The sequence below is a fragment of the Streptomyces sp. NPDC058758 genome, assembly GCF_042746075.1.
Classification (GTDB): Bacteria; Actinomycetota; Actinomycetes; order Streptomycetales; family Streptomycetaceae; genus Streptomyces.
The window spans coordinates 317,450-331,838 of record NZ_JBHYPS010000002.1 but is presented as its reverse complement, the minus strand read 5'-3'; the positions used below and the strand labels follow the sequence as shown (position 1 = coordinate 331,838).

Below are 14,389 nucleotides of genomic sequence, written 5' to 3'. Positions count from 1 at the left end.
CTAGACGGGCACGTGGACGGCCTCCACCCGGCTGGCGACGAGGCGTTCGCGCTCGCGCCGGTGGGTGCGGGACTTGAGGCGGAGGATCTGGACGACGCCGAGGGCTTCGAGGACGAAGACCGAGGAGAACGCGATCCGGTAGTCGTCGCCGGTCGCGTCGAGCAGCACGCCGACGGCGAGCAGCGTCGTCATCGAGGCGACGAAACCACCCATGTTGACGATGCCGGAGGCGGTGCCCTGACGCTCCGGCGGGTTGGCCGGGCGGGCGAAGTCGAAGCCGATCATGGACGCCGGTCCGCAGGCCCCGAGGACCAGGCAGAGGGTGACGAGCAGCCACATCGGCGCGTGGTCGCCGGGGTACGCGATCGTCGTCGCCCACAGCAGGGCGGTGGCGGCGACCGTGCCGAGGGCGAGCGGGGCGCGGGCACCGCCGTGCCGGGCGATGATCTGGCCGTACGTGAGGCCGACGGCCATGTTGGAGAGCACGACGAGGGTCAGCAGCTCGCCCGCGGTGCCCCGGGACAGGCCCTGTGCCTCGACGAGGAACGGCAGCCCCCACAGCAGCAGGAACACCATCGCGGGGAACTGGGTGGTGAAGTGCACCCACAGGCCGAGCCGGGTGCCGGGCTCGCGCCAGGACTCGGCGATCTGCCGGCGGACGTAGGCGGCGCCCGCGTGGTGGACGGGGGCGGGCTCGTACCCCTCCGGGTGGTCCTTGAGGAAGACCAGCAGCAGGACCAGGACCAGGACGCCGGCGAGCGAGCTGCCGACGAAGGTGGTGGTCCAGCCGAGGCCGTGCAGGGCGCGGGAGAGGACGACGGTCGAGATCAGGTTGCCGGCCATCCCGATGAGGCCGGCGAGCTGGGCGATGAGCGGCCCGCGGCGGGCCGGGAACCAGCGGCCGCCGAGCCGCAGGACGCTGATGAAGGTCATGGCGTCGCCGCAGCCGAGGAGGGCGCGGGAGGCGAGGGCCATGGGGTAGGACGGGGAGAGCGCGAAGCCGAGCTGGCCGAGGGTGAAGAGGACGACGCCGAGGGCGAGGACCTTCTTGGTGCCGAGCCGGTCGACCATGAGGCCGACGGGTATCTGCATGCCCGCGTAGACCAGCAGCTGGAGTATGGAGAAAGTGGAGAGCGCGGAGGCGCCCACGTGGAAGCGGTCGGCGGCGTCGAGTCCGGCGACGCCGAGCGAGGTGCGGAAGATGACGGCGACGAAGTAGACGGAGACGCCGACGCCCCAGACGAGCGCGGCGCGCCGGCCGCCGGGCGGGTCGCCGGGGAGGGTGACGGCGGAGCCGTAGCCGTTGCGGGCTCCCTTGCGGTCGCTCACCTGCCCTCACCCCGGACCAGGCTGCCGACGCGTCCGAGGTGGCCGCGGACGGCGGCGGCGGCGCCGTCCGCGTCCCCGGCCCTCAGGCGGTCGAGGATCTCGGCGTGCTCGGTGATGTTCTGGGCGACGCGGTCGGGGTGGGCCTGCATCACGGCGACGCCCATGCGGAGCTGGCGGTCGCGGAGCTGGTCGTAGAGGCGGGAGAGGATCTGGTTGCCGGCGTGCCGGACGATCTCGGCGTGGAAGCAGCGGTCGGTGACGGCGACCTCGGCGAGGTCTCCGGCGCCCGCCCGCCGCTGCTGCTCGGCCAGGAGCTCTTCGAGGCGGGCGAGGAGCGCGGGCGGTGCGGGGACGGCGCGGCGGACGGCGAACTCCTCGACGAGGAGGCGGGTCTCGACGACGTCGGCGATCTCCTGGGCGGAGACGGCGAGGACGAGGGCGCCCTTCTTCGGGTAGAGCTTCAGCAGCCCTTCCATCTCCAGCTTGAGCAGCGCCTCGCGCACGGGGGTGCGGGAGACGCCTACGGCCTGCGCCAGCTCCCCCTCGGTGAGCAGCGTCCCGCCCTCGTAACGGCGGTCGAGGACGGCCTGTTTGACGTGGCTGTAGACCCGCTCGGCGGCGGGCGGCTGCTTGAGGGCTGATGGCATGCGCACAGCATAGATACAAGAGGGATGCGACAGACAGCCGCGTCCGCATCATGGACTCCTTACACCCGGCGCCCATGCCGTCCGGAAGCCGCAGCAGTCCGTGCCGCCGACGAGGACGGAGGTGACGTGGACGGGCAGGCCGTCGGGGCGCACCCGGGCCCGGAGCGCGCCTCAGGGGCGACGGCCGCCCTCGCCTCGTCGAAGGTCGTGCCGAGGCGTACGGGCCCGGCGGCGTGCGGCGGTTCGAGGTGCGGGTCCAGTGGTTCCACGCCCTCAGCGGAACATCCGGTGGTGGACGGACGCCACCACCGGATGTTTCACGTGAAACGCGCGTACCGGACTCCCGGCCGGGGCACTACGCCCAGGTCATGAGCCGCTTCGGCTGCTCCAGGACCGCCGCCACGTCGGCGAGGAACTTGGAGCCCAGCTCGCCGTCGACCAGGCGGTGGTCGAAGGAGAGCGCCAGCGTGGTGACCTGACGCGGCTTCACCTTGCCCTTGTGGACCCACGGCTGGAGCTTGATCGCGCCGACCGCGAGGATCGCGGACTCGCCCGGGTTGAGGATCGGCGTACCGGTGTCGACGCCGAAGACGCCGACGTTGGTGATGGTGAAGGTGCCGCCCTGCATCGCCGCCGGGGTGGTCTTGCCCTCGCGGGCGGTGGCGACCAGCTCGCTCAGGGAGCGGGACAGCTCCGGCAGGGTCTGGGCGTGCGCGTCCTTGATGTTCGGCACGATCAGACCGCGCGGGGTGGCCGCGGCGATGCCCAGGTTCACGTAGTGCTTGAGGACGATCTCCTGCGCCGCCTCGTCCCAGGCCGCGTTGATCTCCGGGTTGCGCTTGACGGCGACCAGGACGGCCTTGGCGATGAGGAGGAGCGGGTTGATCCGCAGACCGGCCAGGTCCTTGTCGGCCTTGAGTTCCTCGACCAGCTTCATCGTGCGCGTGATGTCGAAGGTCACGAACTCGGTGACGTGCGGGGCGGTGAAGGCCGAACCGACCATCGCCGCCGCCGTGGCCTTCCGTACGCCCTTGATGGGGATACGGGTCTCCCGGGCGCCGGCCTCGACGACCGGGGCCGCGGCCGGGGCGGGAGCGGCCGCGACCGGGGCGGGGGCCGGAGCCGCCACCGGAGCCGGAGCCTCGGCCGGGGCCGCGGCGCGGTGCACGTCCTCGCGGGTGATGACCCCGTCCGGGCCGGTCGGGACGACCGAGGCCAGGTCCACGCCGAGGTCCTTGGCGAGCTTGCGCACCGGCGGCTTGGCCAGCGGACGCGGGCCGGCCGGGGCGTGCCCGTTCAGCTGCTCGGGCACCACCGCGACGGGAGCGGCGGCGGCCGGGACGGAGGCTGCCGGGGCCGGGGCTGCCGGGGCGGCCTTGCGGGCCCGGCGCCTGGTGGAGCTCGCGGCCACGCCGTAGCCGACGAGGACCGGCTGGCGGCCCTCCGGCTCGGCCTCCGGCGCGGGGGCGGGGACGGCGGGGGCCGGGGCCTCCACGGCGGGGGCGGCGGCCGGGGCCGGCGCCCCGGCGGGCGCGTCGCCGCCCACGTTCACCGAGATGATGACCTGGCCGACGTCGACCGTGGTGCCCTCGGGGAAGACCAGCTCGTGCACGGTGCCGTCGAAGGGGATCGGCAGCTCCACGGCGGCCTTGGCCGTCTCCACCTCGCAGACGACCTGCCCGTCGGTGACGGTGTCACCGGGCTGGACGTACCACTTGAGGATCTCGGCCTCGGTCAGGCCCTCGCCCACGTCGGGCATCTTGAATTCGCGGATCGTCATGGTCGTGCTCTCCTCAGTACGCCAGCGAGCGGTCGACGGCGTCGAGCACGCGGTCCAGGCCCGGCAGGTACTCCTCCTCCAGGCGCGCCGGCGGGTACGGCGCGTGGTAGCCGCCGACCCGCAGGACGGGGGCCTCCAGGTGGTAGAAGCAGCGCTCGGTGATCCGGGCGGCGATCTCCGCGCCGGAGCCGAAGAACACCGGGGCCTCGTGGACGACGACCAGGCGGCCGGTCTTCTCGACCGAGGCCTGGATCGTGTCGAAGTCGAGGGGGGAGATCGAGCGCAGGTCCACGACCTCGACCGACTTGCCCTCCTCGGCGGCGGCCGCGGCCGCCTCCAGACACGTCTTCACCATCGGGCCGTAGGCCACCAGGGTGAGGTCGGTGCCCTCGCGGGCGACCCGGGCCTTGTGGAGCTCGCCGGGGATGGCCTCGGTGTCGACCTCGCCCTTGTCCCAGTAGCGGCGCTTGGGCTCGAAGAAGATGACCGGGTCGTCGCTCTGGATCGCCTGCTGGAGCATCCAGTAGGCGTCGGAGGAGTTCGCAGGGGTGACGACCTTGAGGCCCGCGACGTGCGCGAAGAGCGACTCGGGGGACTCGGAGTGGTGCTCGACGGCGCCGATGCCGCCGCCGTACGGGATGCGGATGACGACGGGCATCTTCACGGTGCCGAGCGAGCGGGCCCGCATCTTCGCCAGCTGGGTGACGATCTGGTCGTACGCCGGGAAGACGAAGCCGTCGAACTGGATCTCCACGACGGGGCGGTAGCCGCGCAGCGCGAGGCCGATCGCGGTGCCGACGATGCCGGACTCGGCGAGCGGGGTGTCGACCACCCGGTCCTCGCCGAAGTCCTTCTGGAGGCCGTCGGTGATGCGGAAGACACCGCCGAGCTTGCCGACGTCCAGGCCCATGACGACGACCTTGGGGTCGGTCTCCAGGGCCTTGCGCAGCGACTCGTTGAGCGCCTTGGCGAGGGGAAGCTTCTGCACAGCCATGATTACTCGGCCTCTCCGTTCGCGAAGGACGCCTGGTAGGCGGCGAACTCCGCGCGTTCCTCGTCGACGAGCGCGTGCCCGTCCGCGTACGTGTGGTCGAAGATCGCCATGTGCTCCGGGACCGGCATGGCGCGGACGACCTCGCGGACGTGCTTGCCGAGGGTCTCGCTCTCGGCCTCCAGCGCCTCGAAGAAGGCGGCGTCGGCGTGGCCCTCGTTCTCCATGTACGTCCGCAGGCGCAGGATCGGGTCCTTGGCCTCCCACGCCTCGCGCTCCGCGTCGCGGCGGTAGCGGGTCGGGTCGTCGGAGGTGGTGTGGGCGGCCATCCGGTAGGTGAAGGCCTCGACGAGCGTCGGGCCCTCGCCGCGGCGGGCGCGCTCCAGGGCCGAGCGGGTGACGGCCAGGCAGGCGAGGACGTCGTTGCCGTCGACGCGGACGCCGGGGAAGCCGAAGCCGCGGGCGCGCTGGTAGAGCGGGACGCGGGTCTGCTTCTCGATGGGCTCGGAGATGGCCCACTGGTTGTTCTGGCAGAAGAACACGACCGGCGCGTTGTAGACCGCCGAGAAGACGAACGACTCGTTGACGTCGCCCTGGCTGGAGGCGCCGTCGCCGAAGTAGGCGAGCACGGCGGAGTCCGCGCCGTCCTTGGCGATGCCCATGGCGTAGCCGGTGGCGTGCAGGGTCTGCGAGCCGAGGACGATCGTGTACAGGTGGAAGTTGTTGCTGTTCGGGTCCCAGCCGCCGTTGTTCACGCCGCGGAACATGCCCAGCAGGTTGGTCGGGTCGACGCCGCGGCACCAGGCCACGCCGTGCTCGCGGTAGGTGGGGAAGACGTAGTCGTCGTCCCGCAGGGCCCGGCCGGAGCCGATCTGGGCGGCCTCCTGGCCGAGCAGCGAGGCCCACAGGCCCAGCTCGCCCTGGCGCTGGAGGGCGGTCGCCTCGGCGTCGAAGCGGCGGGTGAGGACCATGTCGCGGTAGAGCCCGCGCAGCTCCTCGGCGCTCAGGTCGATGTCGTAGTCGGGGTGCTGGACGCGCTCGCCCTCGGGCGTCAGCAGCTGAACGAGCTCGGGCTCCCCGGCCGGGGCCGGGGCGGCCTTCTTTGCTCCGGCGCTGGCGCCGGTGGTGCGCTTGGCGCCGCTGCTGCGTCGCGTCGTCTTGCGCGCGGCAGTGCTCTCCACGGTCACGTGCGTGCTCCTCCGTCGGTCCGGCCCCCGGGTTCGCCGGCAAGGCCAGTGCGGCTCTCCGCCTTATCCGTACCCTGCGCACGGGGTGGGTGCGACGCGGCCGGGGTCGGGCGTGACAGGTGTCCCGGCGAACGCCGTCATCAGGCACGTTACCCATTGCGCGGCATTCCTGCGAAACCCCACTTGACCTGCGATTTTGCTTGGATTTCCAAGTAAATCGAGAAAAGCGGAAGCTCGCCCAGGTCAGCGCGCCGAGCAGCGGCCCGACGTCGTCGTCGGAACATCCGGCACCGTAACCCGCACACCCCGGGCACCGGAAGAGCCAATATGTGAGACTGACTGCGTGCGCGAAGAAGGAAAAATCCGGGTATTTCTGCTGGACGACCACGAAGTCGTCCGGCGCGGCGTCCACGAATTGCTTTCCGTGGAGGACGACATCGAAGTGGTCGGCGAAGCCGGAACGGCGGCGGACGCCCTGGTCAGGATCCCCGCGACCCGCCCCGACGTGGCGGTCCTCGACGTGCGGCTGCCGGACGGCAGCGGGGTCGAGGTGTGCCGCGAGGTGCGTTCCCAGGACGAGTCGATCAAATGTCTGATGCTGACCTCGTACGCGGACGACGAGGCGCTTTTCGACGCGATCATGGCCGGGGCCTCGGGGTACGTCCTCAAGGCCATCCGCGGCAACGAACTGCTGAACGCGGTCCGTGACGTGGCGGCCGGCAAGTCGCTGCTCGACCCGGTGGCGACGGCGCGGGTCCTGGAGCGGCTGCGGGACGGCAACAACCCGAAGGGCGACGACAAGCTCGCCCACCTCACCGAGCAGGAGCGCAAGATCCTCGACCTGATCGGCGAGGGCCTGACCAACCGGGCCATCGGCGAGCGCCTCCACCTCGCGGAGAAGACCATCAAGAACTACGTCTCCAGCCTGCTGTCGAAGCTCGGCATGGAGCGCCGCTCGCAGGCCGCCGCCTACGTGGCGCGGATGCAGGCCGAGCGGCACTGAGGCCACCGGGCCCGGCCGCTCCCCCGTCCCGCCCTGAGGAGCGGTCCGGGCCCGCGGCCGGCATTCGGGACCTACGTCCCCGTCGGCGCGGGGCCCCGGCCCCTTTTCCGACGGGGCGCCGGTGGCGGAGAGTGGAAGCATGTCCACCGAGGAGATCCGCGCCATCGAACTGCTCGGCCGTGCGTCGTACGGCCGGGTCGCCACGAGCATGCGGGCGATGCCCTTCGTCGCTCCCGCCCGGCACATCGTCTCCGACGGCAGCGTCCTGATCCGCATGCACGAGGGTCTCGGCTACCACCAGGCGTGCAGCGGCAGCGTCGTCGCCTACGGAGCGGACGACCTCGATCCGGAGTCCGGCACGCTGTGGTCGGTGCAGTTCACCGGCACCGCCGAGATCGTCGAGCCGACCGAGGCCGAACTGACCGCCTTCGGCCCCGAGCCGGTGAGCGTGGACGGCGAGCCCTTCGTCCCCGTCTACATGCGGATCGAACCCCAGTTCGTCACGGTGCACAGCATCGACTACGGCCCGGCGGCCGCCTCCGCACCGCGCCATCTTCGCCACGCAGCGTGACCCCGTGATCTAACATCTGCGGAGTGCCGCGCTCATCTGAACATTCCGCTCCTCCGGTCGGCGCCCTGCTGCGCCGCCACCCGCACGCCGGCGAGCCCCTGTCCTGCGTCCCCGTCGCCGAGGGCCTGCTCAACCGCGGCTACCGCCTCGCCACCACCCGCGGCCGCTACTTCCTCAAGCAGCACCTCGACGCCCCCACCGCCGACCGGGCCACCATCACCCGCCAGCACCGCGCCACCCAGCGGCTGCACGCCCTCGGACTGCCCGTGGCCCCGCCGCTGCCCGACAGCCGCGGCCGCACCGTCGCCGTCATCGACGGCCGCTGCTACGCCCTGCACCCCTGGGTCGAGGGCCGGCACCGCGACGGCGCCCAGCTCACCACCGGCGGCTCCCGCCGCCTCGGCGCCCTCCTCGGCCGCGTCCACACCACCCTCGACCGGGTCATGGGGACCCCGCCGCCCGGCGACCGGCACGACAGCGCCCGCCCCGAGGACACCTTCACGGACATCGCCGAGCTGATCCGCCTCGCCCGCGCCCACCGTCCGCACGGCAGCTTCGACGCGCTCGCCGAGCACCGGCTGCGGGAGCGGCGCCGGCTGCTCGCCCAGCACGCCCACCGCCGCCCTCCGGCGGCCGCCACGGCCGGCTGGGTGCACGGCGACTTCCATCCGCTGAACGTGCTCTACCGAGGCGCCGAACCGGCCGCGATCGTCGACTGGGACCGCCTCGGCGTGCGCCCCCGCGCGGAGGAGGCCGTCCGGGCCGCCGCGATCTTCTTCGTACGGCCGGGGGGCGAGCTGGCGCTGGAGAAGGTGCGGGCCTACGCGCGCGCGTACCGGCGGGCCACCGGCGCGGACGGCACCGAGCTGGCGGCGGCGGTGCACCGGGTGTGGTGGGAGCGGCTCAACGACTTCTGGACGCTGCGCTGGCGCTACCAGCTGCACGACCACAGGGCCGACCCGCAGTTCCCCGCGGTGTCGGCCCTGGCCGTGTGGTGGACCCGGGAGTACGACGCCGTCCGCGACGCCTTCTGCGCCTGACGCCCGCCGCCGCCCGGGGAGGCGGCTACGGGGTGGACCCCGTGTCGCCCTCCGGGCCGCCGGTCGGCGGGGTGTCCGTGTCGCCGTTGCCGCCGCCGGTCGGGTCGGGCTCGCCGGTGGAGCCGCCGTCCGTCGGCGCGGTCGTCGTGCCACCCGTCGGCGTGGGCGCGGTCGTCGGCTCGTCCGTCGGCGTGGGCGCGGTCGTCGGCTCGTCCGTCGGCGTCGGCGCGGTCGTCGGCTCGAACGTCGGCGTGGGCGCGGTCGTCGGCTGGTGCGTGGTCGGGGGCCACGGGTTCTGCGTGGCGTCGCCGCCGCCGCTCGTCGGCGGCTCGTAGGTGTCCTCGGACGGCTCCTCGGACGGGGTGGGCTCCTCGGACGCCGTGGACGGCGCGGACGAGACCGTCGTCGGCGTCGTCACCGGGGTCTTCTTCTTCTCGTCGCCCCCGGCCATCTTCACCGCGAAGACCGCGCCGGCGACGATCGCGACCAGCGCGAGGGCCGCGAACAGCACCATCCTGCCCCGCTTGCCCCGGCCGCCGTCCTGACCGCCGTAGCCGCCGCTCCCGCCGCCCGGGCCGTAGCCCCCGGTGCCGCCCGCGCCGTCGTAGTAGCCGCCGTCGTCCGGGTTGGGGGAGGGAAGGATCTGGCCCTGCGCGGTCTCGCCGAGCGGCGGGTGGCCCATGGCGGTCGTCGCGGCCATGCCCTGGCCGGGCGTGTGCCCGCCCTCGTACACGGTCACCGGACCGGTGCTCCAGGTGCCCGTGTGGCCGCCCTGCTGCCGGAGCATCTCCAGGCCGTACTGGATCAGCCCGCGCATCTCCTCCGCGCTCTGGAACCGGTCGTCCGGCTCCTTCGCGAGCGAGCGCATCACCAGGCCGTCCAGCTCCGGCGGCGTCGAGCCGCGGACCTCGGACGGCGGGACCGGGATGTCCTGCACGTGCTGGTAGACCACCGACAGCGGCGTCTCGCCCGTGAAGGGGGGACGCAGCGCGAGGAGTTCGTAGAGCAGGCAGCCCGTCGCGTACAGGTCCGAGCGGTGGTCGACGGCCTTGCCGAGCGCCTGCTCGGGGGAGAGGTACTGCGGGGTGCCCATGACCATGCCGGTCTGGGTCATCGTCGCCTGCGCGCCGTGCAGAGCCCGGGCGATGCCGAAGTCCATGACCTTGACCGCGCCGGTGTTCGTGATGATCACGTTGGCCGGCTTGATGTCGCGGTGCACGATGCCGTGCTGGTGCGAGTACGCCAGCGCCTCCAGGACGCCGGAGACGATCACGAGCGCCTGCTCGGGACCGGGCGCCTCGGCGCTGACCAGCAGGTCGCGGATGGTGCGGCCCTCGACGAGCTCCATCACGATGTACGGCACCGGGCGGCCGTCCACGACGTCCTCGCCGGAGTCGTACACCGCCACGATCGCGTGGTGGTTGAGGCCGGCGACCGACTGTGCCTCGCGCGTGAAACGCGCCTTGGAGACGGGGTCCTCGGCGAGGTCGGAGCGGAGCAGCTTCACCGCGACGGTGCGGCCGAGCCGCACGTCCTCGGCGGCGAAGACCTCGGCCATGCCGCCGCGCCCCAGACGGTGCGTCAAGCGGTAGCGGCCGTCGCCGACCACGCGGCCGAGCCCCCACGACTCCGCGCCGGCGCCCGGCGCACCGCCACCTGCGTCGGATCCGGGTTCCATGAGTCCTCGCCGTCGTCTGTGCGTGCCGTGTCCAGTCGTCACGCTACAGGCTTCGTACGACATCACGGTCCGCGATGACCGGCCATCCAACCCTTCTCGTGTACGCCTGTGCAAATTCCGTGAGTTTGGCCCGGCCCTCCGGCGGCGCGGGCCGTACGGAGGGTCACGGAACGGGCACGCGGCTTGACGTGTCAGGGGCCTCGGGCAGACTTGGCGCAGAATCGGCCGGATATCGAGGTCCGGCCGGAGACGACAGACCGACGCCGCGGGGCGCAGGGGGACAGCACACATGAGCCACGACGGCGCTCAGGGCGGCCGCTACGCGGGCGGTTCGGTCGCGAACGGCCGCTACCAGCTGCGCGACCTCCTCGGCGAGGGCGGCATGGCCTCGGTCTACCTCGCGTACGACAGCGCGCTGGACCGCCAGGTCGCGATCAAGACGCTCCACACCGAGCTGGGCCGCGAGGCCTCCTTCCGCGAGCGGTTCCGCCGCGAGGCGCAGGCTGTGGCGAAGCTCTCGCACACCAACATCGTCTCGGTCTTCGACACCGGCGAGGACTCCCTCGACGGCGGCATGATGCCGTACATCGTCATGGAGTACGTCGAGGGGCAGCCGCTCGGCTCGGTCCTCGCCGCCGACGTCCGCCAGTACGGGGCGATGCCCGCCGACAAGGCGCTGAAGGTGACGGCGGACGTGCTCGCCGCCCTGGAGGTCAGCCACGAGATGGGGCTGGTCCACCGCGACATCAAGCCCGGCAACGTGATGATGACCAAGCGCGGCGTCGTGAAGGTCATGGACTTCGGCATCGCCCGCGCCATGCAGTCCGGCGTCACCTCGATGACCCAGACCGGCATGGTCGTCGGCACCCCGCAGTACCTCTCCCCCGAGCAGGCCCTGGGCCGGCCCGTGGACGCCCGCTCCGACCTTTATTCGGTCGGCATCATGCTCTTCCAGCTGCTGACGGGCCGCCTGCCCTTCGACGCGGACTCGCCGCTCGCCATCGCCTACGCGCACGTGCAGGAGGAGCCGGTCGCCCCGTCCTCCGTGAACCGCTCCGTGTCGCCCGCGATGGACGCGCTGGTCGCCCGCGCCCTGCGGAAGAACCCGAACGAGCGCTTCCCGAGCGCCGCGGCCATGCGCGACGAGTGCCTGCGGGTGCTCTCCGCCGGCCAGTCCGCCGCCCCCGTGATCGTCCCGGGCGCCCCGGTCAACAGCGGCTCGGGCGTCGGCTCGGCCGTCTTCCCGCCGGTCGGCCAGACCCCGCCGCCGCACCAGCCCGCCCCGCCCGTCCAGCAGCCGTACCAGGCGCCGGCCCCGCAGCCCGGCCCGTACGGCCCGCCGACCCCGGCGCCCGGCCCCGCGTACGGCTACCCGCAGCAGGCCCCGACGCCGGCCCCCGGCTACCAGACCCCGCCGCCCGTCTCGTACGCGCCCGCGCCGGCCCCCGCCCCGGCCCCGCGCCGGAACATGCCGGTGCTCCTCGGCGCGGTCCTCGTCGCCCTGATCGCCGTCGGCGGCGTGCTCGTCGCGCTCCAGCCGTGGGAGAAGGAGCAGGACCCCACCGCGGGCGGCACCGGCGGTGTCACCGGCGCCCAGACCGGCGGCACCGGGCAGACCCAGACCGACAGCCCCGGCCACAAGGGTCCGGACCTGTCGAAGACGATCGACACGAAGAAGTGCACCGAGCCGCGGGAGTCGAGCGACGACCCCGAGAAGTTCGAGGTGCCGGACTTCACCTACAAGAACCTCGCCTCGGTGAAGGACTGCATCCGCGCGGCCGGCTGGAAGATCAAGAAGCAGAACCCGACGGACGAGAACACCTACGGCGAGGACACGGTCCTCGGCCAGTACCCGCCCGCCGGCGAGGACATCGCCGCGAAGGACGCCGAGTTCACGCTGGAGATCTCCACGGGCAACCCGCAGAAGTAGCGGGGGCATCCGCGGGCGACCGCGAGGCGGCCGGGAAGCGGGCCGGAAGCGAACTGGTGAACACTCTCGCGAGCGGCTTCGCGAGCATCGGCCCGGATGCCGGATTCGCCCTGTTATGTGACGCTGAGTCGGACAGCTCGGCGGCACGGCAGGGGAGGGTTTCCCGGTGACTCCCACACGCGGCGGGACCGGCGGACGCGGTGACGACGGATGCGATGACGGGGTGCGGGTACGCCGACGGGTACGGGTACCCGGTCGGGTGCGGGTACCCGTACGGGTACGGGTACGCGGTCGGGTGCTGCCGCTAGTCCGCGTACGGGCGGGCGTACGGGCGCGGACGCGGGCAGGCGTACGGGCGCGGGCCCGGATGGCGGCAGGCGCGGTCGCAGGCACGGCCGCGGACACGGGCACGGGCGCGGTCGCAGGCGCGGCCGCAGGCGTGCGCGGGTGGGCGGCCGGACGGGCCCGCCGGTCCCGCACCGCCTTCCGCAGGGCCGCCCTCGCCCCCGCGCTGGTCTGCGCGTTCACCCTGTACGGCGTCTCCGCCGCCCCCCTCGCCGGAGCCGCCGCGCCCTCGGCCGGAGCCCCCGCCGGACCCTCGTCCGGAGCCTCCGGCGCCCCCGCCGGACGCGCCGCGAGCCCCCCGCGCGCCCCCGCCCACGGCCCCACCGCCGGGCCCACCGCGACCGGCGCCTCCGCCCCCGCCGTACCGTCCTCCTCCGCGTCCGCGCCGCCCACCGCGACCGGCGGCCCCTCCGCGACCGTCCGGCCGGGCACCGTCCCGGGCCCGGGCGCCTCCACCGGAACCGGCCGCCCGCCGGCCCCCGCCCCCACCGGGAGCGGCGTCGCCGGCACCACCGCGCCCGCCCCCGCCACGACCGCGGGGCCCGCCACCACCGCGCCCGCCGGGACCCGCGGCCCCCGCCCCGGCAGACCGGCCGAGCGCACCACCGACGCCCCTGCGCCCACCGGCTCCCCCACCCTCGCCGGCCGGCCCGCCGGCGAGGGCCACGCCCGGCCCGGCCGCCCCGAGACGGCCGCGCCCACGGAGAGCAGCGCCCCCGCCGTCCCCCCGCGTGACAAAACCGCAACAGAATCCCGCGACGCCGACCACCTCCCCGAGGAGGAGGCCGACGTCCCCGGGGAGGAGACCGCCGACCGCCCCGAAGCGGCCCGCGCCAGCCGGCCCGCCGCCGTCCCGCGGCTCGCCGTGCGGAACTCCGCCACCCCCTCCGACCAGCGGGTTCCCCTGCTCACCCTCGGCGTGGGGCTGACCCTGATGGGTCTCGGCCTCGGCTTCCTCGGGCTGCGTCTGCGCCGCCGCTGACCCCCGGCCCCGCCCCGCCGGCTCCCTCCTGAGACGGACTCCCGGGGTCCCCCTCACGACGGTTGCCGCCCTTTGCATACCCGGTATACATACTCGGTATGTCGATCCGCCACGGGCTTCTCGCCCTCCTCGAACACGGCCCCCGCTACGGCTCCCAGCTGCGCACCGAGTTCGAGTCCCGCACCGGCGCCACCTGGCCCCTCAACGTCGGCCAGGTGTACACGACCCTGGGCCGGCTCGAACGGGACGGGCTCGTCGGGCAGAGCGGCGAGGACGGCGCGGGCCACGCGCTCTACGCCATCACCGACGCGGGCCGCGCCGAACTCCGCACCTGGTTCGAGCGGCCCGTGGACCGCACCAGCCCCGCCCGCGACGAGCTCGCCATCAAGCTCGCCATGGCCGTCGGGGCGCCCGGCGTCGACATCCGCGCGGTCATCCAGTCCCAGCGCCGCCACACCGTGAAGGCGATGCAGGACTACACCCGGCTCAAGGCCCAGGCCCTCGCCGCCCTCGAAGGCACCGGCTCCCGCGAACGCGACGACGTGGCCTGGCTCCTCGTCCTGGAGCAGCTGATCTTCCAGACCGAGGCCGAGGCCCGCTGGCTCGACCACTGCGAGTCCCGGCTGATCCGCCTCTCCGCCACCGCTCCCGCTCCCGGCCCCACTTCCACCTCCGCCTCCACCTCCGCCCCTGCCCCGGCCCCCGCCGCCGTCACCTCCGCCGTCGGGGAGCCGGGTCCCGGGACGGGAGCCGCACCGGCGCCCGGCGCGAGGACGGGCGGCGCGGGGGACGACGGCGGGCCGGGAGGCCGACGGGGAGCCGGGGCCGGGGGCCGGGCCCGCTGACCCGGGGCCGGGCCCCGTACCGCACACCTCTTCTTCCACACCGCTCGCATCCGTGCGCGGC

The 14,389-nt window shown here is 73.8% G+C and carries 12 protein-coding genes; 6 read left to right on the top strand and 6 right to left on the bottom strand.

Annotated features, from left to right (window positions below):
- From ACFW6A_RS04365 to pdhA, 5 genes are all read right to left on the bottom strand, one after another.
- The gene (locus ACFW6A_RS04365) at nt 1-1,329 is read right to left on the bottom strand and encodes an MFS transporter (protein ID WP_351844903.1); all 1,329 of its coding nucleotides are present in this window, start codon (nt 1,327-1,329) and stop codon (nt 1-3) included.
- Nucleotides 1,326-1,976, bottom strand: coding sequence for a GntR family transcriptional regulator (locus ACFW6A_RS04360; protein ID WP_351844905.1), 651 nt, complete (start codon nt 1,974-1,976; stop codon nt 1,326-1,328). The genes ACFW6A_RS04365 and ACFW6A_RS04360 overlap by 4 nt, the downstream gene beginning before the upstream one ends.
- A 355-nt stretch (nt 1,977-2,331) precedes the next feature.
- Complete coding sequence (locus ACFW6A_RS04355) at nt 2,332-3,756, bottom strand: dihydrolipoamide acetyltransferase family protein (RefSeq protein WP_351844907.1); 1,425 nt, start codon at nt 3,754-3,756, stop codon at nt 2,332-2,334.
- A gap of 13 nt (nt 3,757-3,769) precedes the next feature.
- Complete coding sequence (locus tag ACFW6A_RS04350) at nt 3,770-4,750, bottom strand: alpha-ketoacid dehydrogenase subunit beta (RefSeq protein ID WP_351844908.1); 981 nt, start codon at nt 4,748-4,750, stop codon at nt 3,770-3,772.
- A 2-nt stretch (nt 4,751-4,752) separates the two neighbouring features.
- Nucleotides 4,753-5,934 (bottom strand): pyruvate dehydrogenase (acetyl-transferring) E1 component subunit alpha, encoded by a 1,182-nt coding sequence (pdhA, locus tag ACFW6A_RS04345; protein ID WP_351844910.1) that lies wholly within the window; start codon nt 5,932-5,934, stop codon nt 4,753-4,755.
- 343 nt (nt 5,935-6,277) lie between these two features.
- Between pdhA and ACFW6A_RS04340 the strand changes: the two genes are divergently transcribed.
- The 3 genes from ACFW6A_RS04340 to ACFW6A_RS04330 all read left to right on the top strand — a co-directional run bounded on the left by ACFW6A_RS04340 (nt 6,278) and on the right by ACFW6A_RS04330 (nt 8,548).
- Nucleotides 6,278-6,937, top strand: a complete 660-nt coding sequence (locus tag ACFW6A_RS04340; protein ID WP_351844912.1) for a response regulator transcription factor — start codon at nt 6,278-6,280, stop codon at nt 6,935-6,937.
- 139 nt (nt 6,938-7,076) lie between these two features.
- A complete protein-coding gene (locus ACFW6A_RS04335; protein WP_351844914.1) occupies nt 7,077-7,508 on the top strand; it encodes a pyridoxamine 5'-phosphate oxidase family protein in 432 nt (143 codons plus the stop codon).
- A 23-nt stretch (nt 7,509-7,531) separates the two neighbouring features.
- The gene (locus tag ACFW6A_RS04330; RefSeq protein WP_351844916.1) at nt 7,532-8,548 is read left to right on the top strand and encodes a phosphotransferase; all 1,017 of its coding nucleotides are present in this window, start codon (nt 7,532-7,534) and stop codon (nt 8,546-8,548) included.
- 25 nt (nt 8,549-8,573) lie between these two features.
- Here ACFW6A_RS04330 and ACFW6A_RS04325 read toward each other — a convergent pair whose 3' ends face one another.
- Nucleotides 8,574-10,226: a protein kinase gene (locus tag ACFW6A_RS04325; RefSeq protein WP_351844918.1), complete on the bottom strand. Its 1,653-nt coding sequence runs from the start codon at nt 10,224-10,226 to the stop codon at nt 8,574-8,576.
- A 289-nt stretch (nt 10,227-10,515) separates the two neighbouring features.
- Between ACFW6A_RS04325 and ACFW6A_RS04320 the strand changes: the two genes are divergently transcribed.
- The 3 genes from ACFW6A_RS04320 to ACFW6A_RS04310 all read left to right on the top strand — a co-directional run bounded on the left by ACFW6A_RS04320 (nt 10,516) and on the right by ACFW6A_RS04310 (nt 14,328).
- Nucleotides 10,516-12,156 carry a protein kinase gene (locus tag ACFW6A_RS04320; RefSeq protein ID WP_351844920.1) on the top strand — a complete coding sequence of 547 codons (1,641 nt, stop codon included), beginning with the start codon at nt 10,516-10,518 and terminating at the stop codon, nt 12,154-12,156.
- 439 nt (nt 12,157-12,595) lie between these two features.
- Nucleotides 12,596-13,483, top strand: coding sequence for a hypothetical protein (locus ACFW6A_RS04315; RefSeq protein WP_351844922.1), 888 nt, complete (start codon nt 12,596-12,598; stop codon nt 13,481-13,483).
- A gap of 98 nt (nt 13,484-13,581) precedes the next feature.
- A complete protein-coding gene (locus tag ACFW6A_RS04310) occupies nt 13,582-14,328 on the top strand; it encodes a PadR family transcriptional regulator (RefSeq protein WP_351844924.1) in 747 nt (248 codons plus the stop codon).
- Nucleotides 14,329-14,389: the final 61 nt, after the last annotated feature.